At 58.2% G+C, this 23,104-nt stretch carries 20 protein-coding genes; 6 read left to right on the top strand and 14 right to left on the bottom strand.

Annotation, left to right across the window (positions count from 1 at the left end; translation table 11 throughout):
• The first annotated feature begins 160 nt into the window (after positions 1-160).
• The gene (locus J7U39_RS02960) at positions 161-1,141 is read left to right on the top strand and encodes an NAD(P)-dependent oxidoreductase (RefSeq protein WP_210630291.1); all 981 of its coding nucleotides are present in this window, start codon (positions 161-163) and stop codon (positions 1,139-1,141) included.
• Positions 1,142-1,187: 46 nt separating this feature from the next.
• Positions 1,188-2,180, top strand: a complete 993-nt coding sequence (locus J7U39_RS02955) for a sugar-binding protein (protein ID WP_210630289.1) — start codon at positions 1,188-1,190, stop codon at positions 2,178-2,180.
• Between the two features lie 42 nt (positions 2,181-2,222).
• Here J7U39_RS02955 and J7U39_RS02950 read toward each other — a convergent pair whose 3' ends face one another.
• Positions 2,223-3,098, bottom strand: coding sequence for a LysR family transcriptional regulator (locus J7U39_RS02950; RefSeq protein WP_210630287.1), 876 nt, complete (start codon positions 3,096-3,098; stop codon positions 2,223-2,225).
• 124 nt (positions 3,099-3,222) lie between these two features.
• On the opposite strand from J7U39_RS02950, the gene ampC reads away from it, so the two are divergent.
• A complete protein-coding gene (gene ampC / locus J7U39_RS02945; RefSeq protein WP_210630286.1) occupies positions 3,223-4,377 on the top strand; it encodes a class C beta-lactamase in 1,155 nt (384 codons plus the stop codon).
• A 370-nt stretch (positions 4,378-4,747) separates the two neighbouring features.
• Positions 4,748-5,728: an NAD-dependent epimerase/dehydratase family protein gene (locus J7U39_RS02940; protein ID WP_210630284.1), complete on the top strand. Its 981-nt coding sequence runs from the start codon at positions 4,748-4,750 to the stop codon at positions 5,726-5,728.
• Positions 5,729-6,294: 566 nt separating this feature from the next.
• Here the strand turns inward: J7U39_RS02940 and J7U39_RS02935 are convergent.
• From J7U39_RS02935 to J7U39_RS02920, 4 genes are read right to left on the bottom strand one after another with little or no spacing between them, the layout of a single operon-like run.
• Positions 6,295-7,662: a glycosyltransferase gene (locus J7U39_RS02935; protein WP_210630282.1), complete on the bottom strand. Its 1,368-nt coding sequence runs from the start codon at positions 7,660-7,662 to the stop codon at positions 6,295-6,297.
• Positions 7,655-8,839 carry a glycosyltransferase gene (locus tag J7U39_RS02930; RefSeq protein ID WP_210630280.1) on the bottom strand — a complete coding sequence of 395 codons (1,185 nt, stop codon included), beginning with the start codon at positions 8,837-8,839 and terminating at the stop codon, positions 7,655-7,657. The genes J7U39_RS02935 and J7U39_RS02930 overlap by 8 nt, the downstream gene beginning before the upstream one ends.
• Positions 8,839-10,137: an ABC transporter ATP-binding protein gene (locus tag J7U39_RS02925; RefSeq protein ID WP_210630278.1), complete on the bottom strand. Its 1,299-nt coding sequence runs from the start codon at positions 10,135-10,137 to the stop codon at positions 8,839-8,841. Before J7U39_RS02925 ends, J7U39_RS02930 begins: the two co-directional genes overlap by 1 nt.
• Positions 10,134-10,982: an ABC transporter permease gene (locus J7U39_RS02920; RefSeq protein ID WP_210630277.1), complete on the bottom strand. Its 849-nt coding sequence runs from the start codon at positions 10,980-10,982 to the stop codon at positions 10,134-10,136. Before J7U39_RS02920 ends, J7U39_RS02925 begins: the two co-directional genes overlap by 4 nt.
• A 116-nt stretch (positions 10,983-11,098) precedes the next feature.
• On the opposite strand from J7U39_RS02920, the gene J7U39_RS02915 reads away from it, so the two are divergent.
• Complete coding sequence (locus J7U39_RS02915) at positions 11,099-14,089, top strand: trifunctional glycosyltransferase/class I SAM-dependent methyltransferase/polysaccharide deacetylase (protein ID WP_210630275.1); 2,991 nt, start codon at positions 11,099-11,101, stop codon at positions 14,087-14,089.
• On the opposite strand, the gene J7U39_RS02910 is transcribed toward J7U39_RS02915, so the two are convergent.
• The gene (locus J7U39_RS02910; protein ID WP_210630273.1) at positions 14,078-15,121 is read right to left on the bottom strand and encodes a glycosyltransferase; all 1,044 of its coding nucleotides are present in this window, start codon (positions 15,119-15,121) and stop codon (positions 14,078-14,080) included. The genes J7U39_RS02915 and J7U39_RS02910 overlap by 12 nt on opposite strands.
• 80 nt (positions 15,122-15,201) lie before the next feature.
• Positions 15,202-15,345: a hypothetical protein gene (locus tag J7U39_RS02905; RefSeq protein WP_210630272.1), complete on the bottom strand. Its 144-nt coding sequence runs from the start codon at positions 15,343-15,345 to the stop codon at positions 15,202-15,204.
• Positions 15,346-16,809: 1,464 nt separating this feature from the next.
• Between J7U39_RS02905 and J7U39_RS02900 the strand changes: the two genes are divergently transcribed.
• Entirely contained in the window at positions 16,810-17,016 is a 207-nt protein-coding gene (locus tag J7U39_RS02900; protein WP_004676311.1) for a hypothetical protein, read from the top strand.
• A gap of 482 nt (positions 17,017-17,498) precedes the next feature.
• Here the strand turns inward: J7U39_RS02900 and J7U39_RS02895 are convergent, their stop codons facing one another.
• The 7 genes from J7U39_RS02895 to J7U39_RS02865 all read right to left on the bottom strand — a co-directional run bounded on the left by J7U39_RS02895 (position 17,499) and on the right by J7U39_RS02865 (position 23,093).
• Positions 17,499-17,747, bottom strand: coding sequence for a hypothetical protein (locus J7U39_RS02895; protein ID WP_210630270.1), 249 nt, complete (start codon positions 17,745-17,747; stop codon positions 17,499-17,501).
• Positions 17,748-17,849: 102 nt separating this feature from the next.
• A complete protein-coding gene (locus tag J7U39_RS02890) occupies positions 17,850-18,557 on the bottom strand; it encodes a TfuA-like protein (protein ID WP_210630268.1) in 708 nt (235 codons plus the stop codon).
• On the bottom strand, positions 18,554-19,741 hold the full coding sequence (locus J7U39_RS02885; protein WP_210631577.1) for a YcaO-like family protein: 1,188 nt from the start codon (positions 19,739-19,741) through the stop codon (positions 18,554-18,556). Before J7U39_RS02885 ends, J7U39_RS02890 begins: the two co-directional genes overlap by 4 nt.
• A 42-nt stretch (positions 19,742-19,783) precedes the next feature.
• The gene (locus J7U39_RS02880) at positions 19,784-19,996 is read right to left on the bottom strand and encodes a hypothetical protein (protein WP_085779099.1); all 213 of its coding nucleotides are present in this window, start codon (positions 19,994-19,996) and stop codon (positions 19,784-19,786) included.
• Positions 19,997-20,016: 20 nt separating this feature from the next.
• Positions 20,017-21,861 carry a peptide antibiotic resistance protein gene (locus J7U39_RS02875; protein ID WP_210630266.1) on the bottom strand — a complete coding sequence of 615 codons (1,845 nt, stop codon included), beginning with the start codon at positions 21,859-21,861 and terminating at the stop codon, positions 20,017-20,019.
• A gap of 9 nt (positions 21,862-21,870) precedes the next feature.
• A complete protein-coding gene (locus tag J7U39_RS02870; protein WP_210630264.1) occupies positions 21,871-22,296 on the bottom strand; it encodes a helix-turn-helix transcriptional regulator in 426 nt (141 codons plus the stop codon).
• A 164-nt stretch (positions 22,297-22,460) separates the two neighbouring features.
• The gene (locus J7U39_RS02865; protein WP_184453866.1) at positions 22,461-23,093 is read right to left on the bottom strand and encodes a methyltransferase domain-containing protein; all 633 of its coding nucleotides are present in this window, start codon (positions 23,091-23,093) and stop codon (positions 22,461-22,463) included.
• Positions 23,094-23,104: the final 11 nt, after the last annotated feature.

Raw genomic sequence — 23,104 nt, 5'->3', positions numbered from 1 at the left:
CCTCCCGGAAGAGCGATTGGGTTCATTAATGCAAAAGCGCCAGGAATCGTCAATCGAATGTCCGCTAAAACGGCCCCTCATCACAAAAATCTATTTAGTACGACAAATACAGATTGACGCGGGAAACGCGCGCATATTAGCTGTTGCTGGGGAGAGAGGTATGCTGATCCTTGTCACCGGGGCTACGGGCAAGGTCGGGCGGCGCTTCATTACTGGGCTGCTTGACGAGCCGCGATTTTCCAAAGCACGCATTCGCGCGCTTTGCCATAATCGCGTGCTTGATGAAACCGACCGCGTCAGTGTCGTGAAGGGTTCGATCGCCGACAGCGACGTCGTCGCAGCGGCGATGGACGGTGTCACCCATGTCGTGCACCTCGCCACCTGCAAGGAGATCCCCGCGGATGTGATGGACATCACCGTCAAGGGGCTGTTCTGGCTGCTCGAGGCGTTCCGCGCCAGCCCCACGGCAAAGCAGTTCATCCTGATCGGCGGCGATGCCGGCATCGGGCATTTCTTCTATCGCCATGACGGACCGGTGACCGAAAAGACGCCGCATAGCGCCTATCCCGGCTGCTACGCGCTCTCCAAGGTGCTGGAAGAGGTGATGCTCGAGCAGTTCGCCATCCAATACGGCATCAACAGCTGCTGCCTGCGCGCTCCCTGGATCATGGAGAAGGACGATTTCAAGTTTACCCTCTCTTTTGGTGACGATGTCTTCGGCGGGCCGGACTGGAAGAGCCTGGTGCCGCCGGCCGATGCGGAACGTTATGCGCGCGCCGGCACGGTGCCGCTGCTGCGCGATGCCGACGGGCGGCCGCTGAAGCGCAATTTCGTCCATGTCGACGATCTTGTCACGGCGATCCTGGCGGCGATCGACAATCCGCGCGCCGTGGGGCAGCTTTTCAACATCGCGATGGACCGGCCGGTCGATTACGGCGAGGTCGCCGCTTATCTCGCCCGCACGCGCGGGCTCGGCTCGGTCGACATCCCGAGCGAATATCACTCGAACTGGATGGATAACAGCAAGGCGAAGTTCCTCTTGGACTGGCGCCCCGTCTACGATCTGGAAAAGCTCATCGATTCAGCCTGGGAATACCGGCGTTCAAGGGAGGAGCCTCGTATCGTCTGGTATCCCGGTTGATAACAGGGCGGGCGAAGGCGTCCGCCATTTCAAAAGGGAGGAAGCTATGAGGAAGGCATTATTGCTGGGTGCTGCTGCAGTCCTGGCGTTCACGGCCGGTGAGGCCATGGCCGCCAAGAAGCAGCTGGTCATCGTCGTCAAGGGCCTCGACAATCCGTTCTTCGAGGCGATTAACCAGGGTTGCCAGAAGTGGAACAAGGAAAACGCCTCGGCCGAATATGAATGCTTCTATACCGGCCCGGCATCGACCTCGGACGAGGCCGGCGAAGCGCAGATCGTCCAGGATATGCTCGGCAAGGCCGATACGGCGGCAATCGCCATCTCGCCCTCCAACGCCAAGCTGATCGCCCAGACGCTGAAGACGGCCAATCCGAGCGTGCCCGTCATGACGCTCGACGCCGATCTGGCGGCCGAAGATTCGGCTCTGCGCAAGACCTATCTCGGCACCGACAACTACCTGATGGGCGCCAAGATCGGCGAGTATATCAAGAAGGCCAAGCCGAAGGGCGGCAAGATCTGCACCATCGAGGGCAATCCCGGCGCCGACAACATCCTGCGCCGCGCCCAGGGCATGCGTGACACGCTGAGCGGCAAGAAGGGGCTCGACGCCCTGAAGGGCGAAGGCGGCTGGACCGAGGTGGCGGGCTGCCCGGTCTTTACCAATGACGACGGCGCCAAGGGCGTGCAGGCGATGACCGACATCCTTGCCGCCAATCCCGACCTCGATGCCTTCGGCATCATGGGCGGTTGGCCGCTGTTCGGCGCACCGCAGCCCTATCGCGACCTGTTCAAGCCGATGGCCGACAAGATCGGCAAGAACGAATTCGTCATCGGCGCCGCCGACACGATCGGCGACGAAGTGGCGATCGCCAAGGAGGGCCTCGTGACCGCGCTCGTCGGCCAGCGGCCCTTCGAAATGGGCTACAAGGCGCCGACCGTGATGATGGATCTCATCGCCGGCAAGAAGGTCGACGATCCGGTCTTCACCGGGCTTGACGAGTGCACCAAGGATACGGTCGACACCTGCATCCAGAAATGACGCCCTAATCGGAGCGCCCATTCCGGTGGGCGCTCCCCTGCATTACCCTTCGATTTCCGAAAAGATCCAGTCGGAAAAAATGCGCATGGCCGGCGTGACCGGCCGCGACTGCAGGCGCGTCAGCCAATAGTTTCCGAGCGAGATGGCGGTGGCGAAAGGCTGAACGATCGCGCCCGAGCAGAGGTGCCTTGAAAACATCGCGGGCGGGGCGAGCGCCACGCCGAGCCCTTGCAGGGCCGCCTCCATCATGCCGACGGAGGAATCGAAGACGATGCCGGCATTGACTTGGGCGGCCGGCGGCACGCCCGCGGCTTGGAACCAGGTGCTCCACTCATCCGTGCGGTAGCTGCGAAGCAGCGTCACTCCGGCAAGGTCTGCCGGCGATTGGAGATCATCGGCCAGTTTCGGGATGCAGAGAGGCGAAAACGGCGCTTCGAACAGGCTCTCAGCCTGCGTGCCGTGCCATGAGCCGCTGCCGAAGCGGATGGCGAAATCGAGCCCTTCCGCCGCCGGATCGACGCGGTTGTTGTTGGTGGAAATGCGCAGATCGATGAAGGGATGCCGGCGCTGGAAATCCGCAAGCCGCGGCAGGAGCCAGCCGACGGCGAAGGTTCCGACGACGCCGAGGAACAGCAGCTCGCGCACCTGCCCTGCCTCGATCCTGCCGAGCGTCGTCGCCATCTGGTCGAAGGAGGCGGTGACCGTCGGCAGCAGCGCTTCGCCTTCCGCGGTGATCTTCAAGCCGCGGGGAAGGCGCTGAAACAGCGCCACCCCCAACCGCTTCTCCAGGCCCTTGACCTGCTGGCTGACGGCCGCCTGGGTGACGCAGAGCTCGATTGCGGCGCGGGTGAAGCTCAGATGTCGCGCGGAGGCTTCGAAGGCGCGGAGACCGTTCAGCGGAAGGAATGGACGAACCATGTAAGCCCTAGATTTTCTTTTATCTCCCGCGAGATATCATCGTTTGTGATCGGAAAACAGCGCCTTTAAACGCGGCCTGAGTGCGCTTCACGCTCTGTTGACCGACCTTTGGAGGATGACCGATATGAATATTATTGGGGTAAGAATTTTATCAGCCGCTTTGATCTCGACATGCACTTGCGCAAGCGGCTTTGCCGCCGATGCCGCGAAAGTGAGGGCGATCGCCGACGCCGCGATCAAGCCGGTCATGGAGAAGAATGCCATCCCGGGCGTTGCCGTCGGCATCACCATCGATGGAGAGCAGCATGTCTTCACCTATGGCGTCGAGTCGAAAGAGACCGGCCGGTCCGTGGCGCCGACGACGCTGTTCGAACTCGGATCGATCAGCAAGACTTTCACTGCGACGCTGGCATCTTACGCTGACGCGAAGGGCGGGTTTTCGCTTGACGGCAAGGTGAGCACATATCTGCCGGCGATGAAGGGCAAGCCGTTCGGCGATGTCGCGCTGATCAATCTCGCCACCCATGCCGCTGGCGGATTTCCGCTGCAGCTGCCTGACGACGTCAACACCGAAAAGCGGCTGCTTTCCTATTTCGCTGCCTGGGAGCCCTCTTACGCGGCGGGGACGCAGAGAAGTTACGCCAATCCAAGCATCGGCATGCTCGGCTACATCACGGCGAAGGCGATGGGCGGCGATTTCACCGCCCTGATGGAGGGCAAACTGTTTGCCGCTCTCGGATTGAAGAACACCTTTATCAAGGTGCCAAAGTCGCGGCTGGCCGATTATGCCCAAGGCTATAAGCGCAGTGGCGAGCCGGCGCGGCTGACCCCCGCCCTGCTCTCCTCCGAAGCCTATGGCGTGAGATCGACCGCCGGCGACATGATCCGCTTCGTCGGCGCCAATATGGGCCTGGTCAAGCTCGACCAAACGCTGCAGCAGGCGATTGCCAGGACCCATACCGGATATTTCAGCGTCGGGGCGATGACCCAGGATCTGATCTGGGAGCAATATGCCTATCCCGCCACCCTGGCGAGCCTGCTCGAGGGCAATTCGGCCGCGATGCTGAAGACAATTCCGGTCTCTGAGTTCAGGCCACCGATGAAACCGCGTGACGACGTCTGGATCAACAAGACAGGCTCGACCAACGGCTTCGGCGCCTATGTCGCCTTCATTCCCAAGGAACGCCTCGGAATCGCCATCCTGGCCAATAAAAATTATCCCAATGAGGATCGGGTGGCCGCCGCCTATCAGATTTTGACCGCGCTTGCGGCCGACTGATCGCAAAGGGTGCAGTCTGCGTGACGGACGCGGAGCGGACTGTTTACGCGTCGTCCGCGAAGCACAGCGAGGGCAATGCTCTGAATCAAGTGCTCGTCTCGAGTCGGACCTTAGCCCGATGCGCGACTGCGCCCTTATGATAGAGAACTCTTTGCGACTGACGGACATGCTGTAGTCGAGCCGGCTATAGCATGTCCAACAGTCCGCAACTTCGCCCCGCAGTACACAGGTCGATGCTACCTTAAGTACTGAACATTAATAATTAAGATTAACGCGCGAGTATTTCTTAGAATTTCTCTAGGCAATTGCCAGTTCTTATAGGGAATGCTAATAGACAATTACCTTTTTGAAGTCATCAGGGGCAATGCAAATGAAAACTGTATTGATTTCGGGCGGAGCTGGTTTCATCGGATCTCATCTGTGTGACCGACTTCTGCTCAGGACTGACGTTCAGAAACTCGTCGTTGTCGACAATCTTTGGACCGGACTTTTCGAAAACATAGAGCACATCAAGGACCCGCGTTTCCACTTCGTGAAATCGGACGTCGAAACCCTGCAGACCTCCGATAAATTCGACGAAATCTACCACCTTGCCTCTCCCGCGTCGCCGCCCTGGTATATGAAGGAGCCGAAGCGGACGATTTCCGCCAATCTTCTCGGGGCAATGCGGCTTCTCGATCTTCTGAAGAAGGGCGGTCGCTTCGGCTTTACTTCGTCTTCCGAAGTCTATGGCGATCCGCTGGTCTCGCCGCAGCCGGAATCCTACAAAGGCCAGGTCGACTGTACCGGGCCACGCTCGTCCTACGACGAGAGCAAGCGCTGCACGGAATCGCTGCTGTTCGAAATGCAGCGCACCCAGGGGCTCGACGTCAAGGTCGTCCGCCCCTTCAACATTTATGGCCCCCGCACCCGCGCCGACGATGGGCGCGCGGTCTCCAACTTCATCACCCAGGCGCTCTTGGGCCGGCCGATCACCGTATTCGGCGACGGTCTGCAGTCCCGCAGCTGGGGTTATGTCGACGATATCGTCGACGGTTTCGCCCGATATTTCTGGATAAACCAAACCGACTATAAGGGGCCCCTGAATGTCGGCAACGATCGCGAGATCTCGGTTCTGGAGGTCGCGCAATATGTTTCCCGCCTCGTCGGCGGCGCGCCGATCGTCTTCGAGCCCTCCCCCCCGCAGGATCCCACCAACCGGCGGCCGGACCTCAGCAATGCGAACTACGTCATGCCCGAGTGGTCGTGCAAGATCACTTATGAACAGGGTGTGGCTCTGACGCTCGACTGGTTCAGGGAAAAACTGAAGACGGACCAACAGTCATCGCAATTGCGAACGGCGCGGCGCTAATCGGGCAGCTTTCGGACGCACGAAGGCTACTCCGATTTTCCGAACTGACGCATCGTGCCTTCCGAAGATCGATCTCGATTTAGGCTCGATGCGCACGGCTCAAGGGTGCGATCGAGAGTGTATGGATGCGAGTACCAATTCCGTCTGATCTCAAGGATATGAATTTTCCGGTACCCCTTCACTATCTAGAGCTTTTCCGGGTTAGATTGAATCATTCTGTTGGCTCAAACGGAGTCGGATGGTCGACCGGCCGGCGCGCGTCGTAGCCCAGTTCTACGGCCAAGCCGGCCGGTCGATCAGCCGGCCCGTTTCAGCCAACCCTCCCGCAGATTTGCTTGGCAAATCTGCAAGACCTTGGAATCGCCGGACGCACTTGTCGCTTCGCCCACGGCGAAGCGGTGCGGCCGGTGGGCCGGGCATGCTTCCGCCAGGATCAAAGGCGATCGGCTCGGACGTACCTGGGTATGCCCGTCGCAAATCGCCTTTGCCCTGACGAAAACCTGCTCCGGCAGAATGCTTCAATCTAACCCGGAAAAGCTCTAGCCTCGGCTGCAGCAGTCTGGCCGCTACGATTTACTCGTATTTTCATCGAGTGCTGAACGCAATTTCGCCTGCATCCACTGGAGGTGCTGTTCGAATGCATGCGCGCGGAAACTGGCGTTATTGAGGAAGTTCAATGTGAAGTCCGACAAACGCGTAGGGACGTTGTTCGGCAGAGCCTGCCATTCGGCAAGCGCCACAGGAAGATATCCGCGTATTGCCTGACGGTTCAGCCACGGACGGAGGTGCCGTGCGTCCCACGGTTCGGCGCCGATCTGGTGACACATGTCGCCGACGAGTACCGTCCCATTCACGATACGAGCAGCGAGGGGGCGACGTTCCGCCAGCATGGCTTCGGCTGCCTCAAGGCCTTGGTCCAGATTGATCTCGAGCACCTCGATTTCGTTGGCCGAAGCAGTCGGATCCGGCGGAAGCCGCCAATCCTCACCCAACACTTCGGCGGCGCCGCGAAGATAATGATATCCATTGAGCTGCCGCTCTACCTTCTCATAGAGCCTGCGAAGGCCAGCCTTTTCCAACATTTGGAGGACGCGTGGACCAGCCTTGACGAGGGGGTCAAGGACAAAACCGGCTCGGGTGGCGATGATCCTTCGCAAACGTTTCTTCCACCCCTTTCTTTCGGCAAACCGATGGATCTCGAGCAGCCGCTGTATGTCGGGGTGCTTGCGAGCCATCAAGGCATCGGAGCGTCCCTCCTGATGCCTGCGCACCATCTTTCCGGTGAGTGTCATCGTCTGATGTTCGAGATGATAGCCGAGTGCGTCAGGAGCAAAACGAATTGGAACTCCTTTTTTGATCAAACGGAGACCAAATTCGAAGTCTTCTCGTGCACGGGCGAATTGAGGATCGAGCCCGCCCATAGCGTGAAATAGTTCCGCATCCAGCGACAGGTTTCCTGTCAGCACATCGGTAAAAGCGAACCGATGTCCAGGGAGGGACACGCGCTCGAAGTGCCTCGTCCACCATTCGCGGGCGCTGAGGCGGAAGCGGTCCGTCGCAATGTGCGGAAGTGGCGGATAGGGGCCTATCACTACGCCCCCTGGGTGGCGCTGATGTTCACCGACATGCGCCCCAACAAAGTTTTCCCCGGGCTCAATGTCGTCGTCAAGGAAGATCAATAAACGGCCGCTCGCGACCTGCGACCCCGCATTACGGGCGAGTGCCGGACCGACGCCCGGCAACGACAGGGTACGAAGGGGAACGCGGGTACGAAGCGACGCGAGCATTGTCGACGTGTCGTCCTCACAGCCGTCCGCCACAACCAGGATTTCGAATGCGGGGGTCCCATCTCGCTGAGCGTCGAGCTTGCCCAGAAGCGACCTCAGCATGGCGGCACGGTTATGCGTTGGTATGATAACGCTGATGTCAACCATCCTTATGCCCTGCCTTCGCTGCTCGCGCCCGCGCGCGCAGATAACGGACCGGGCCGCTCGCAGCCCCTCTGAACTGGGTTAAGGCGTCGTTGTAAGGCAGGCTGAATTGGTGTGTCTGTCGACGTTGAAAAACTCGCCGAAGAAGCCTGATGTAAGAACGAACCATGCGAGGTAGCGCACGCGGGTTTCCCTCGAACACGAGGGCCTTCGTCAAGATGGCGAACGATGCAGCCTCGTAGCCATACATCTGCTGCTGCAGTTCCTTGCTTGAGCGACGATGGCGGTGCCAGTTCAGAGCCTCGGGATCGTAGATGATCCGATAACCGGCTTCGAGCACACGCCGGAACATGTCCGTGTCGCCACCCGCCAGGCTGAGCGTTCCGGCGTCGAGGGCCTCGTCGAACCATCCTACCGCGTCAACGATGGTTCGGCGCAATGCCATATTGACGCCGGCACCCGCATGCCATCCGGTGAACGGGTCAAGGTTGTGGGCGTCATAGACCTGGCGCCTGAAGCCACGGCAAAAACCGCCAAAATGTTGAAAGGCGATCTGCGAGTCCGTTTCCAGCTCTGCCGCCATGGTGAGGCCGGTTACGGCCAGCACCAGGGGGTCCTCGAAATTGCGAAGCAAGGTTCTAAGCCATAGCGGGTCGGGGACCGCATCGTCGTCGATGAACGCAACGACGTCTGCTCGTGCGTTGCGAAGGGCAGTATTGCGCGCGACGTCGAGACCAGGGCGCGGTTCGCGCAGATATCTCACAGTGTTGAAGCGGCTGACTAAATCTCGCGTGGCGTCGTTCGATGGGGCATTGTCGACGACGAGGATATCGGCCTTATCGGGCATAGCCAATAGCCCGATGAGGCAGCGCTCCAGATCTTCGGTACGATCGCGCGTGCAGATCACGACGGAAGCCTTCGGCAGCTGACTAGGCCTCGGTGACGGGTCAGGGAGGGCCAGCCGATGCCTCAACCAAGCCTCGAACACCGACGAACCGGCCGCAGACAGAATTCGTTCCTTAATTGGCGTCTTGCCGCCTTCGGTGTCGAAGGCGATCACGGCTTGGCCGCACGGACGACCGGCGACCCGGATCAGCACAAGCGCACCCTGATAGTCACCCGTCGGTTCAAAATCCGGCGGAAGGTCAAGAATGTCGATGTCTCGAACCGCAAGGCGCATCAGGAGTTCGGATCCAATCTGGGCTGACCCAATGAGCCGTGGTCCGGCGAGGCGGCGGGGCGCGACTGCACCTGCTGCCACAGTGTCGGAGGATTCAGCATACCCTTTCTTGGGCCGGGTCCGGTCACGGCGAGCGGATAGACTTCGGCATGATAATCGTAAACCTGCTGCCAATCTGCCGAAAAAAGGCCCACCGTAACGCGATAGTCGCCCGGAGCCAGGTCGATTCGATTGAGTGTTGTTTCGATGCGCACCGTGTCCGAGTCTACGACAGGAGCGAATTCGGCCAACTTGCTGTCGATCTCGAAGCAGCACGTATCGTCCGCAGCGTAGACGCCGATGACGATAATGGCATTGCGATCTCTGGTGGCACCAACATAGGTCAATGAAATTGACAGCCGGTCGCCCGCAGCGATGGTGCTTGTCGGCGTGCTTTGCTCATTCAGCAACGCCACGGCTGTGATCTGGAGTTCACCATTGCCGAACCGGCTGACCTGCGGCACCAGTTCGACGGGCAATTTTGTAACGGCGAACTGTTCGTGCTGGACGCTGGCGACCTTCGCCTCGACAGCCGAGGTATAAAGCGGCAGCATTTCGTCGATTGGCCCGTAGCCCACGACGCGGCCGGCTCTCAGGAACAGCACGTGATCGCAGATTTCTCTTATCTGCGAGACGTCGTGTGACACGAAGAAAATAGTGGCGCCGCCATTCAGTATCTCCTTCACCCTTGCAATGCACTTCTGCTGGAAGGCTTGGTCGCCCACGGCGAGGGCCTCATCGATAAGCAAGACGTCCGGGCGCACATGGACTGCCACGGCGAATGCTAGGCGCATGCGCATTCCGGTGCTGTAACTGCGAACCGGGTTCTCAACCGCCGCCTCCAACTCGGCGAAGGCCACAATCTCGTCAAACCGCTCGGCAACCTCGGTTCGCCGCATTCCCGCGATAACGCCCAGCAAGTAGATGTTCTCGCGCCCCGTCAAGTCGTCGGTCAGCCCCGCCCCAATATCGAGCAAGGCGCCAATTCGACCCACCACCTTGATCCGCCCTTCGTCGGGACGACCAACGCCGCCGATCAGACGCAGCAAAGTGGACTTCCCGGCCCCGTTCAGCCCGACAACGCCCACAGCTTGCCCTGGCGTAACCGCAAAGCTGATATGGCGCAGGCCCCAAAAGCTTTTCGACTGCACCATGGACCGCCTGGACAGAAGGTAACCCTTCAAGGTGGTGGAGCGCCCCCCCCCTTGCGCACGATAGCGTTTGCCGACGTCGTGGACGGTGATGGCGCCTTGTCTCATAGTTCGTCCACCAGGCGCGCGCTGCCACGCTCGACCAGCCAAATGCCGGCGAAGAGCATCGGCAAAGAAATCAGCGCAGTCTTCCAATAGATAGCAACGGGAGGCCACGCGTGTTCGACGAAAATGGCGCGGTAGCCCTCGAGAATCCAGGCCATCGGGTTCAAGGTGTGAATTAGCGCCATCGGCTCACTCGCCTTAAGCGGGCTGTAGAACACGGGCGTCAGGTAGAAACCCAGCATCAAAAATACACCTACCAAATGTTGAGTATCGCGGAAATGGACATGCGCGATCGCAACAAGATAGGACAGACCCATCGTGAACAGCGCCTGCGCAATGAAAACGAGTGGAAGTGCCGCGATGCTTAAAGTAAGGCCCCCGGTCTCGATAAACGAGATGATGAAGAGGAGTGGCAGAGCGAGCAGAAGGTGCACTGCCTGTGTGATGACTGCGACAACAGGGAGTATCCCGATCGGAAAGCCTGGCCGGCGCACCAATTCGCTGCTGCCGGTTATGGAAGTCGCCGCTGCGGGTACAGCAGTGCTGAACCAACCCCAGGCCAAAACACCGGAAAAGACGAAGGTGGTGTAATGGGGAATATTTAGGGGAAGGACGTGACGAAAGATCAGGGAAAAAATCAGCAGCTGGCTCAATGGCCGCATCAAGGACCAGCCGAGGCCAATTGCAGACCGTTGATATCTCATCTTCAGATCGCGTGCCAGAAGTGCTAACAGCAGATCGTTCCATTGCAGACAGATGTGAATCAACGCCTTCCACCGATCACGACGCCAGTATTGGTCCCCTCGCTTCGCGCGATCCAGCGCATGATCCTTGAGATGCTCAGGCATTTCGGCTCACTTTTGCCATCGGTTAAATACACCTTGCCTCAAAGTAGTAAAGATCATCATACTCGCGAACTGACACGGTAACTCCAGCGTGATCTTTATCGCAGGAAGCAACAATTATGCCCATAGTTTCCATCATTACACCGGCGCATGGAGCGGAAACAACACTTTCCTCGACGTTGGAGAGCCTGATAGCGCAAAGTCATTCTGACTGGGAATGCATCATCATTGATGATGGCTCAACCGATCAGACCGCCGAGATCGCGGATCGTTTCGCAGCTCGGGATACGCGCTTCCGCGTGCTGCGGCAGGAGCAGAGCGGCGTGTCAGCTGCTCGCAATGCGGGGCTGGCAGAGGCGAAAGGCGAGTGGGTCGTCTTTCTCGACTCAGACGACGCGTTGGCACCGTCCCATCTCGAGATCATGCTGCATCACACACGAACTTTGCCGCAGGCCGACATTCTGCATTGTGGTTGGCGCCGCCTGAGACATGGGGCTCCCTGGTGGCAGCCTCACCCCGCGGTGAAAATGGACAATCCGTTTGCCGAAACAGCGCGCTATTGCCCCTTCGCGATTCACGCCGCCTTGCTTCGCCGGTGCCGGCTTGCAGAAATCGGCGGCTTCGATCCAGAGATGAAAATGTGCGAGGACTGGGACCTGTGGCAGCGCCTCGCCCGGGCTGGCGCCGAGTTTGCGCCTGTCGAAGGCCTGATGGCTGATGTTAGCGTAACGGCCGGCTCGCTGTCGTCAAACAGGGTCAAACATCTCGATTTTGGTCTTAAGGTGATCCGGCGCGGCCACCATTCCGATCCCCGCGTCACCGATCCGGTGCCGGCGCTCGCCCAGGGAATAACGCAGGCCGCGTTGGGAACAGCGTGCTGGTATCTCGCGATCTGGCTCGTCGGCGCCTCAATAGGCCAAGGCGACAATCCTGGCGAACTGCTCGACCGAGTGGCAGAGCCTATTCCACCTGACGCCGATGTCTACGCGCTCATCGAGGTAATGATAGACGGCATTGTGGTCGGCGCCTTCCCGGACGAGCCGATTTGGCCCGGACTTTGGGCGAAGATCCAGGACAAGCTTCCCGAACTGGAGGCTTGGTTTAATCGGCATGGTCCCCAAGAAGCTTTTGGTTCCCTGTTGGTTCGTTCAATGGAGCGAAAGGTCGCTGACCAACTACCCACCAACGTGCTCACCACGATCGGAACAACAAGGATACAGCCAATTGACTTGGATCGCCCTATCGTCGACCTCATCTTGCCCGGCATTGAGCGGTTGCGCTGTTGCATCTGGCGAGGTCCGACCCCGCTAGGGCAAGTGGAGTTTGTTGTCTTTGGAGCAATCGAAGCCGATACGATACGAAATCGACTCAGGATGGTGTTCGGCCCGGAGTTCGATCAGGATGACCGGCGCGCCTCCTCCGCCAACAGGGCAGCGCCAAGCCACCGCGGAGTAGCTCGACGGGTGCTGAAGCTCATGGCGAAAATATCATATTGGGCCAAAGCTAAGAGAGTCGCGCGTCGGTGGAGCAGAGAGGAGCCGACACCGACACGCGTCGAGTCGATATCGGGCATCGCGCATGCTGGGCGCGTTGAATTCGATCGAATCGTCGAAGAGGAACGTCAGCGGGCGGTTGCAGCCTCGACCCGGATGTTAAAGGAGACGCCGTCGAAAAAAACCGGACCGGTGGGCGATGAGGTGCCAAGGTACGATACGGAAGCGTACTGGGAGGAGCTTTTTTCCCAGGTCGATCCTTGGGACTACCGAAACAACTATGAGACTGTGAAATATTTCCAAACACTGTCGTTGTTGGACGATCGGCGCTTTTCAAACGGCCTTGAGCTGGCCTGCGCGGAAGGAACCTTTACACGGATGTTGGCCGCCCGCGTCGACAACCTGCTGGCAACCGACATTTCGGCGTCGGCGGTCGCTCGAGCGGCCTCGCTTCAGGACCATGATTCCACGGTAGCCTATCGCCAGTTGGATCTTTTGCGCGACGACCTGGAAGGGCCTTACGATCTCATCGTCTGCAGTGAAGTTCTGTACTATTTCGAGAACAGAGAAAAGCTCCGGCAGATAGTCGATAAGATTGCGGGCAGTCTTCGCACTGGTGGTTGGTTCGTTACCGCCCACGCCAACCTCCTGGTTGATAGGCCGAATGAGACAGGATTTGGGTGGCCGCATGAATTCGGCGCGATTGGCATAGGTGAGATGTTTGACCAGCATCCGGACTTAACTCTCTCGGTTGAAGCCAAGAGTCCGCTTTATAGAATCCAAAGGTTCGAGAAGGTAGAGCACGGGGGCTTCCTTGAGCCGACACGCGTGGAAGTAAACACGGCGCAGCCTTTGCCTCTTCAGGTCGCCAGCCAAGTGCGCTGGAGAGGCGGGCAGGTTGTGGAAGCGGCCGCCGACTGGAACGATGTCCCGATCTTGATGTATCATCAGGTTTCCGACGACGGCCCGGAACAGCTTTCTCGATACCGCCAGTCTCCGGAGGCTTTTGAATCTCAACTGGCCTTCCTGCGCGACGCCGGATGGCGCGGAATAACATTGGATCGGCTGCTTGCCTGTTTCGACGAAGGTGCCAAACCGCCCGAAAAGACATTAGTTCTGACTTTCGACGACGCTACACGCGATTTTATGACGCATGCCCTTCCGCTGCTGCATCGATACGGCTTCCCATCCTCTCTCTTTGTCCCAACCGAGAGGGTCGGCGGCTCTGCAATATGGGATTCGGCCTATGGACCGCCAGCTCCACTGCTAACTTGGGAGGAACTTGCGGCGGTCGCGAAAAGCGACGTGACGCTGGGCGCCCACGGTGCCCGGCACGTGCGTTTATCTGCCCTGGCACCGGAGAGCCTGTTGCGAGAGCTTGCTGGCTCCAAAGCTATGCTTGAGAAATGCCTAGGTCGCGAAGTGCTGGCGGTCGCATATCCGTACGGCGACTTCGACCCCGCTATCCGGGACATAGCCGAACAGTGTGGCTACCGGATCGGGCTAAGCTGCGTCGGTGGCACGGTGCGGGCGGATGCAGATAAGCTCGCATTGAAAAGACAGGAGGTTTTTCGCGGGATCACCCAGTCAGATTTCGCAAATCTGCTATTTGGCTGAGACAAAGGGTTCCACCGTCCAACCCGCATCGTACTTTGTTCCTAGAGCAAAGCGATGATTGGCGTTTGGAGAGAAACAAGATTCCCGTTTCAGCCATGATCGGGCCTTTCTTTTGAGGCTCCTCATTGCCTTTGATCCCGTGTCGACCGCGAGCATCTTGGCGGCAATTGGCTTGTCATGTCGCGACATTGTTGCCACAAGTTCGATGAGCGCGCGGTATCGGCCCTGTTCAACCGCCTTCTGGACGAGCCACCGGCCACAGCGGCGTAGGCCGACACGGATTACAAAATCCTTTTCCGGGTGTCTCTTGAGCATTTGCTCCGCGACCAGAATCCAGGACCTTAGCATTCGCGTCAGGTTGGATGACATGTTGTCGGGGGTTTGGCGATAGCCGACAAGATGATCCGGCACCACCACAAAAGATGAGAATTCAGCGGCCAAGCAGTAGAAGAGGAGATCTTCACATCCCTGCGCGTCACGCTGTTGGAGTGAGGCGTCAAATCCTCCCGTCGCGTCAAGAATATTCCGCCGTACGAGTGGCGAGCTTGCATTTCCAATGAAGTTATCCGCAAGTACCTCGTCGAGCACATCTCCCTCGATGGAAACTTCATTGCTGCGGTAAATGATGTAATTCTTGTGGTCAATCATCGCATACCAAGTGTAGACCAGCCCGACTTTAGGACCGCCTCTCTCCAATGCCGCCAATTGTCGCTCAATTTTATCAGGTGACCAAAGGTCATCCGCATCAAGGAATGCCACTAGGTCGGCAGACGTAGAGCGCCAACCCGCATTTCGAGCAGCCGCGACGCCGGAATTTCTTTGCTCTAATACTCGCACGCGCGGATCTATGTCAGCGATTGCTTGCGCAATAGCCAGGGTATGGTCCTTAGAACCGTCGTCCACCACGACGATATCGAGCGCTTGATGTGTTTGATTACGAACGCTGCTGATTGTTTCAGCCAGAGTTCGTTCCGCGTTATAGGCCGGGATTACAACAGCAACAGTTACATCACTTCTTGCCGATTTCTTCAAGCTCTCAACTCCGAAGTCTCCACGATCGCAATTAAGATACACCAAGATGCAGGCTTGAGTGTCAATAGATGGAATAGTGGTTACTCGACAAAGGTATTTCTAGCCAGCAGCTGTTGGTATTCGATAGATTGCCGGTCCCGCTGCGCTTTGGCGCGGGCCGCGCCAATCATGCGCGTTCGCAGGATGCCGAGCTCAAACTCGCCGATGCCGACATTCATGCCCAACAACGAACTTTAGCCCGACAAGGAACCCACACCCGTCGAGATCGATGACGCGCAGGGCTTTGGCCAAAGTGCGGCCGCTCAGAGGAATTGGACCCCCTATCCCGCTGGTCGGCGGATGGTGACGCTTCAGGACGAAGGCCTTGTTCCGGCACCTATCGAAGATCGGCCGGTGCGGCGGAAAGTCCGTTGCGACGCCTCGAAGATGGAGCATCTCCGCCAATCGAGAGAAAACGAAATGCTTCGGAACGCCGGCGCTTCCACTCTATCGGCAAGACCCCTCCTTTTAAGTACAATTGAGAAAACCACAAATATTAGGCACACTGAAAAGGCGATAAATTGTGGGAAAAGCATAATCCACAATAATAATCCGTGACAATATCGAATTTAATGGCAATCATAGCTTCGTACTGCGCAGGCAATCTTGCCCGAGGACCCGTCACCACCCCGGCGGGTCCTCAGCTTTGCTGACCAGAGTCTTTCAGGGTTAGCTTGAAGCATTCCGCCGGGCCAGGTTTTCGTCAGGGCAAAGGCGATTGGCGACGGGCATACCCCTGGTAGGTGCGAGCCGATCGCCTTCGGCTGGAGATGCCGGACTGATCGCCGGCCGACTCCGTTTGAGCCAACGGCGATGGTTCCGGGGTCGGACAAGACGAAATCAGCGACAACACAAGCAAGGACCGAAGCTCCGGTGCAATGACGGGGCAGTTACGCAGGTGATATTATTGTCGATCAGAGATCATCCTGCTGTGGGTTATATTTGGTCACCACATCTTATACATATCATTAGCAAAATCTCATTCATCTTTCGGTAGAAATATAAATGCAACTTTTGTCTGAAATGAATGTTTTCATGGTTTGATATAATTTGATTTGTATTATGCTCTCCTTGGGGCTTATTAATTTCTGACCGGTAGATAACCGATATGAATTCTTGTTAGAAAACACAAAACCGCTCCGGTTATTTTGCCCATCGCCGTGTCGGCTGCGCAGCAACCAAATAATACTTTTGAAGGGGCACAACGACCGGCGACCCGGCAGTCTTCGGATCGACCGGCACCGAAGACGTGGCGGCGCAATTCGATATCAAAGAATGATGATCTTGAGGCGAATGACGCTTTGAAACAGCGGTGAATCAAGGAATTATCGCCGTTCATCACGCCACCGACCAGATGGCATGAAGCAGCTTTCGACTGGTCATGACAATTCGCGTGATGAGCCGAGACCCTCGGTACGACAAGCCGCAGCCTAAGAGACGTCCACCCTTGTTCAAGCGCCCCCGCATGGAACGATGGCTCCGGAGCACCCAACGCCTCGCCGCAGGCAACAAGCCCCGAATGTCCGCTCACGACCAAACCTGTGTCGAAATGGTCGCACCTCGTCATCGAATTAACCGTTCATAAAGCATTTACTTGCTCAACTTGTAATTTGTGTCATGGTCACTGCAAGTAGTGAGGAGCCGATCTGATGAGTGATATGGCATCGCAGATTCCGGAATTTGGTTATGATGAACGCGTGATGATCTGCCGGAAACAGATTGAGAAGGCGGTTTATCAGTTCATTGCAAACACGAAGGTCGAGGGGTGCGATCCGGCGGAAGTCGCAATGGCTATCGCCGACATTGCCGACGATTACATTTTACTGCTGGCACAGAAGCGCAATTTGACCCATTGAAATCAGGGATCGGCCAGGCCGGCCGGCGCCAGACGCCCCTGAAACGAGCATCGCCGCCGTCTCCTTGCCCGGAGACAACGTCAACGAAACCGCTTACCATTCATTTGAGCCTATCTTTCTGCCGGGCATCGAACAAATTCTGACCAAGCGGCAATCATCCGACAGCCCACGAGGCGCCGGGCCTCTCCGAAGCTAATAATTCAGATGGATTGCCGATACACTGGGCCTGCAGAGCAGCTGGCATTTCAGCCGGCAGCACCCGTCTCTTGAAACGATCGAGACCCTGCTGTTCGCGACCATCACCGGTACACGGGCGCCCATGACCTCGGAGCCCACGCTATTTTTCACGGTTATCCAAAGTTCTGAAGCAGCAAGGCACCGACCGGCACATCGCCGGGAACCGCAATCGATTTTCGGAAAGCGCGATGCCTGGATCAGGGTGTTAAAGCGTCCTTTGTGCGTCCGATAGGACGCACGGGGCTCTAATGACTTTTTATGCTCACGAGGGGAACCGGAGAGCTCAATTCGGCCAACTCTCTGGTCAGCCCCTCCCCGACTTCCTGCTTCACCGCCTCAAGAGCAAGGTCGAGGCAATTCGCCGCGAATTGCAGTTTGACATCCTGAGCAACCTGGCGTGCATAGGCGATCATCCGTGCCAGTGCGACCAGTTCGTCCAGACCGTCTTTCGCCCCTAAATCTCCATCTATTTTAACAGTCGATGTCACGCCCATGCCCATTTCTCCAACGAATGGAAGAGATGATACGCGGGCTGACGTGGTCGGGCCCGTGAAAAAAGCGTGACACAACTCTCGGTGACGGTCGTCGGCTTCACTTCACAATACAGGCCGTGTGGAGAACGAGGTTTCGCGCAGTTTCCAGGACAAATCGGCATGCACGCGAATATCGGCGGTCGACTGCACCACCTTTAGCAATTCCAGTGCATCGACGCGCTTTTGATCAACGGAATGCGACACGAGGGCAGTCAGAAGCTGCGGGCGATCCGGCTCAGCTACGCCAGCGCATTGCTCGACGATTGCCCGCCACGTCCGTCTCTTGAAGAATATTGCGCTCGCGGCGTCCTCGATGACTTGGCGCCGCGGATCTGGGAGCAACTCATTCCTTTCCATGGCATCGAGCGTGGCGCTGACATTTACGAGCGGTATCGTCAGCGGCTTGCCGCCCAGTGCGCTCGGCGCATGCACGAGCGCGACGGCGGCATCATCGACCAGCCGACCCGTCCGGTAGTCTTCGAAAATGCGGCCGATCCCGATCATCCCGAATGAATGACATTCCGCAGCGCGCAGCGCGCCCATGCTTGCCGCCCCAAAGACCGTCACGCCAAGCGAAAGAGCACGGAGAATTTCCTTGTGCCAGACCGGCGCGGCGTATTCGAAACCGCCATCGATCAGGCCGATGACATTGGCACCCTGTTCCACCACAGCCAGAACATCGCCCTGCGTGGCGGGCGGCAGGACGCGTATCCCCTCGCCGGCAAGTGAGGCTGCGTCGGGAAGACTGGGACCCGCGAAAATGACCTTCAAAAACCTATCGCTCTAGCGAGCGCCCTTGTTCCAAACTGGCGAGCACGCGGCCCCTCCGGATTTTCGAGTTCGGGGATAACGACCTTGACGACGCCAAAGGGAAGCGTGTTGTCGCTCAGGCGTACGGCAATGACCGAACTGATCCCCTTGTTTCGCAATGTCTCCAACACATGCTGCAGCAAATGCGTCAGATCCCGTTGTTCCGGCGTTCGGTGGCGGAAAGGACCGGCAGCCGGCGAGACCGGAACTGCGTCGAAGGCTCGCCGCATCAGCGGCGGCAAGGATCTCGAGAACGTGGCGGGAGAAATATCGTCCCTGGCTCCGCTGATATAAGTAAGTCTGGATTGCGCGGCTTCCGTTACCGCCCGGATGGCCGCGCGCACGGGAGACGGATGGGCTCCCGTACCACCGGTCACCTCGACAAGGCGAATGTCGCTGCCGCCGCGGCAATCCCGCTGGCCTGGAGCGGAATCGCCGGGACCCAGAATGGCGGTGAAGCAGGGAATGGCGATGTCGCTTGTGATATCGAAGAGCCTGAGCGCCAATCCTGGTTTTTCGATCTTGTCGATCAACCCGGTCAGTGCATCGTCCCGGAAGCCGCGGGGGTCGACGCAGCCGGCATAACGATCCCTTTCCGCGCCAACCTGCCACAGCACATGCGCATCCCGCTCGATCCGTTCGAGCACCCCGTGGAAAACGGCCTCCTCGATATTGTTTCCCGATGCCAGGCCGTCAGATGACATCCAGTATCGCGCATCACGCGTGCGGTCGAGCAGCACTGCTTCAAAAGGGATATAAATCGTTTCGCCGGTGAGGATGTTGATGCCGGCCACCCATTCCGTCTCCTCGTCGGGCCCGAGATCGGGTTTATGCATGGCGATCAGGCAGTTCAGCGTATCGATCTTGTGCCCCATCGCCTGCAGACCGAACGAGGTGCTGCGGACAAGATCGACGAAAGGTTCGCCGGCAACTGCCCGTTCAATGGCCTCCATGACAGTGGACACCTTGGCATCGAGATCGGTCAGGCCCTTTCCTTGAGCAATCACGATTGATCGCGAATTCGGAGTATAGGCGCACCAGACGGGAATTCCGACGTCATCAAGCCCGGTATGTCGCGCAACCCTCGTTATGCCGAACCGAGCCAAAAAAGGCTCGACGCGGGAAAGGGTTTCCCGCGGCGACAGGATCCTGTCGGAATACATGGACCGGTCCGTCAGAATGCCGGCTCAGCCGTCGACGTGACCGGAAAGCGCGACCTGCGCCGACGAAACGGCGACGGCCAAATCGACGCCCTTCACGAATATGCCGCCGGCTTTGCGCAGGCTGCTCGCAGTCGCCAATTCCCCCGTCGGATTGAGCGGCTTGACGGTGCCTGCGTCGAGATCGGCTAGCCAAAGACCTTCCTCGCCCGGTATTCCTATAATGACAGCTTTCGCCATGGTATGCCCCTCAGCTATTGTTAAAAACCAGCCTTCAACAGGCCCTCCCGATATAGCTCTTTTTGCCAGTGCTCCTTGAAGGGAACGATGGCGAGCCACTTCTCGACGTCGAACACCGGGTTGATGCTTTCGGCGCGCTGCCGATGGAAGAGTGCCCGTTTTCGATCGCCGATCATTGCGCAACTGGCCGCGGCGATACGATGGGCCGGTGCTTTGTCTTTCATCGCCTCGACATAGGCGATGGCCTCCTCATACTGTTCCAGGAAGAAACTTGCTCCCGCGGCACACCAGAGATAGGCGTCAGGTGCGATCGGATTGAGCGAAATTGCCTTTCTGATCTTGGCGAGCGCGTCGCCGGGGCGGGATGCATGCACGAGCGTGTCGGCATGACTGTAGATGACATCGGCAAAATGCGGACTGAGCTCTTCCGCCAGATTAAGGGCTGCGACGCTGGCATCCACATCACCCAGATAAAGTCTGGTGACCCCGAGCTCACGATGGCCCGCCGCCGATTCCGGATCTCGCTCGATTGCGCGAAGCGCATGCTGCTCCGCCAGGTGCAGCAGTTCATCGTTTCCCTGCGCCGTCACGAGCCACTCGCTGGTGAACGTTCTTGCCAGCCCCGTAAATGACGGGGAGAAATCCGACCTATGCGACAGCGACAGCCTGAACGCCTTCCTTGCCCGCCGGATATGCGGCAGCGTCAGCTTGCTCATCAGGCTCGAGCCGACGAGATAGGCGTGATAAGCCTCAGGATTGGCTTCGAAACGTAGCCGTTCCTCCTCGTTTTCAGCCAACTCACGCGCCACCGACTCGGTCAATTGCTGGGCGATAACCCGCCTTTGACGCGGCAATATATCGGGGGTCATCTTAAAGCGATTGGCCCAGACGATCTCATCCGTGGGGAAATAGATCAACTGGGCGAACAATCCCTCTTCGGAAAGTCGGGTATCGAGAAGATAGGCGATCGAGTGCCTGGCGACCACCGCGGCTTTTTCGGAGTCGCGGCGGATCTGTCCGGCCGTGTGCGGAGCGACGATGGAAATATGCCGAAGCGCACAGAGTTCGATTGTGACGTCTTCGATCAGGGCGTTGGCAAGGGCAAGTCCGGCATCGGCGTGCTTCGCCGTCGGGGGAAGCAACACCAGACGGGGAAGGATCCGCGGGATCGGCGATATGCGTTCGATATCGGTCGACTGGCTGCCGGACTCGGGACGCTTCACCTCCACCCTTGCATGACCGCCGCCATCCGGCAATCTCTCGCCGAACGATGAGCCGCCGGATAGCCGATGCAGCAATGCCCTGACCTGCTCGTCATTTGGATCCCGCTCGAGGATTTGCAGGGCGGCGCTGGAAATGATGCGCGCCGCACCCGGCTTTTGCACATCGGGCACCGCCTCCAGCAATGCTTGCCGCAACTGCAGCGCATGGGCGTCACGCTGCGCCCTGATCCAAGCATCTATCTGCTTTGTCGCCGGCTTGATATTTCCGATGAAACCGCGCTGGGTCGATTCGGCGATCGCCTGTAGTCGATCCAGCGGCGGGCCGCTGGCCCGAAAGACATCCAGATCGCTGGAAACCGCCTGCTTGTTGAGGCACACCATCGTGGCACTGAAATCGAAAGCTATTTCGGTGCGTCCGCCGTCCATCTCGCGGATGCGGGACAGCATTTTGCGCAAGTTGAGCCGCGCCAACTCGGGCTCGACGTCGCTCCATAGAAATTGGGCCAGTTCATAACGGCTGAGTTCATGGCTCCCACCCGCATAGATATGGGCCATCATCAACAGACCCTTGATCGGATAGCGAACCGGCTCGCCATCCGATTCAGTCAGCCGCAGATCGCCGAATGTCTGCAGATGAAGCACGGCCCGTCCTCAGTTGTGTATAAAAGGATCCTGCAGGTCGCTGTCGACGTCAGGCAATCCCGTCATCGCCAGAGTTTTGGCCAAGGCCACCAGCTTCTGCCTGATGTTGGGATCCTCGATGGCGATGAACGCTTTATTGAGCGCGAGCCCTTCCTTCGAGGATAAAAACTTGTTCAATTCGCTCGTCTCGCCTTCGATCGGCCCGGAACCACCGTTCTCGAAGAAGAAGCCGACCGGCACGCGAAGGATCTCGGAAATGCGCTGAAGGCGGCTGGCGCCGATCCGGTTCGTTCCTTTTTCGTATTTTTGAATCTGTTGGAAGGTGATGCCAAGAAGTTCGGCCAAACCATGCTGGGTCATCCCGAGCGTCTTTCGCCGAACTCTCACGCGGTTGCCAACATAGACATCGATGGAATTCGGCGATTTGGCCTTCATCTGCTTAAGTCTCCCGCTTCATCAGTACGCGCGCTGTATAATGGAGAGTTTAAGCAAGAATGCAACTAAAAGTAAATATTTCGTAACGTTTTTTTTCAGCACAGCATGCAGTAGAAACCAACCCTGAACTACTGCGGCGAACGACACGATGTCGCGCCGACTGGCTAAAGCGGCTTGTCGGCGACGGCGATCATTGATTTGGCGAAGGCAGGAATTCTTCCAACATATTCGAAACGGACGTTATCGAAGCCGGTCTCCAGCAACAGTGTGCGCAACGTGTTTTTCGACCAGAACTTGATATGCCCATGATCCTTCAACGGCATGAAGTGATCGTCCATTTTTCCCGTCGCAGCCAGTGCAAGATTCTTCAGATAGCCGTGATAGGGCGTCGATATCACCGCGATGCCGCCCGGCTTGACGAGATCAAACATCGTCGAGGTGAAGCTCTTCGGATCGTAGACATGCTCGACGACCTCCAGGCTGATAACGGCACTGAAACTGCCATAATCCCGGGACAGGTCGTCATAGGCCGAGCCAACGCTCAGCGCCAGCCCGGGATGACGGATATTGGCCTTTCCGATCCCGTCGCTGGAGGGATCGACGCCGACGACATCATATCCTGCTTTCGCAAGAGCCGCGGCGGCCCCGCCGGTGCCGCATCCGAGATCGAAGACGTCATTTTCCGCAGACCCGTCGAAATGATCCCCCAGTACATCGAAGATTTTGGGCAATATGTAGGAGTGTGCGGTTGTCGGTTTGGCGTGAATATAGGTGGTTGCGTCTAGCTCGATGGACATGGTCTCTCCTT

The sequence above is a fragment of the Rhizobium sp. NLR16a genome, from assembly GCF_017948245.1.
GTDB lineage: Bacteria > Pseudomonadota > Alphaproteobacteria > Rhizobiales > Rhizobiaceae > Rhizobium.
Note: the sequence above shows the minus strand (reverse complement) of the source record. Positions and strands in the feature narration are given on the sequence as shown.

Excerpts from the sequence above, each read along its gene's own strand:
- J7U39_RS02915 (WP_210630275.1), top strand. The coding sequence starts at position 11,099 with ATGCCCATAGTTTCCATCATTACACCGGCGCATGGAGCGGAAACAACA.
- J7U39_RS02880 (WP_085779099.1), bottom strand. The coding sequence starts at position 19,996 with ATGGCGAAAGCTGTCATTATAGGAATACCGGGCGAGGAAGGTCTTTGG.
- J7U39_RS02935 (WP_210630282.1), bottom strand. The coding sequence starts at position 7,662 with ATGGTTGACATCAGCGTTATCATACCAACGCATAACCGTGCCGCCATG.
- J7U39_RS02925 (WP_210630278.1), bottom strand. The coding sequence starts at position 10,137 with ATGAGACAAGGCGCCATCACCGTCCACGACGTCGGCAAACGCTATCGT.
- J7U39_RS02960 (WP_210630291.1), top strand. The coding sequence starts at position 161 with ATGCTGATCCTTGTCACCGGGGCTACGGGCAAGGTCGGGCGGCGCTTC.
- ampC (WP_210630286.1), top strand. The coding sequence starts at position 3,223 with ATGAATATTATTGGGGTAAGAATTTTATCAGCCGCTTTGATCTCGACA.
- J7U39_RS02950 (WP_210630287.1), bottom strand. The coding sequence starts at position 3,098 with ATGGTTCGTCCATTCCTTCCGCTGAACGGTCTCCGCGCCTTCGAAGCC.
- J7U39_RS02900 (WP_004676311.1), top strand. The coding sequence starts at position 16,810 with ATGAGTGATATGGCATCGCAGATTCCGGAATTTGGTTATGATGAACGC.
- J7U39_RS02930 (WP_210630280.1), bottom strand. The coding sequence starts at position 8,839 with ATGCGCCTTGCGGTTCGAGACATCGACATTCTTGACCTTCCGCCGGAT.
- J7U39_RS02870 (WP_210630264.1), bottom strand. The coding sequence starts at position 22,296 with ATGAAGGCCAAATCGCCGAATTCCATCGATGTCTATGTTGGCAACCGC.
- J7U39_RS02955 (WP_210630289.1), top strand. The coding sequence starts at position 1,188 with ATGAGGAAGGCATTATTGCTGGGTGCTGCTGCAGTCCTGGCGTTCACG.
- J7U39_RS02920 (WP_210630277.1), bottom strand. The coding sequence starts at position 10,982 with ATGCCTGAGCATCTCAAGGATCATGCGCTGGATCGCGCGAAGCGAGGG.
- J7U39_RS02865 (WP_184453866.1), bottom strand. The coding sequence starts at position 23,093 with ATGTCCATCGAGCTAGACGCAACCACCTATATTCACGCCAAACCGACA.
- J7U39_RS02940 (WP_210630284.1), top strand. The coding sequence starts at position 4,748 with ATGAAAACTGTATTGATTTCGGGCGGAGCTGGTTTCATCGGATCTCAT.
- J7U39_RS02895 (WP_210630270.1), bottom strand. The coding sequence starts at position 17,747 with ATGGGCGTGACATCGACTGTTAAAATAGATGGAGATTTAGGGGCGAAA.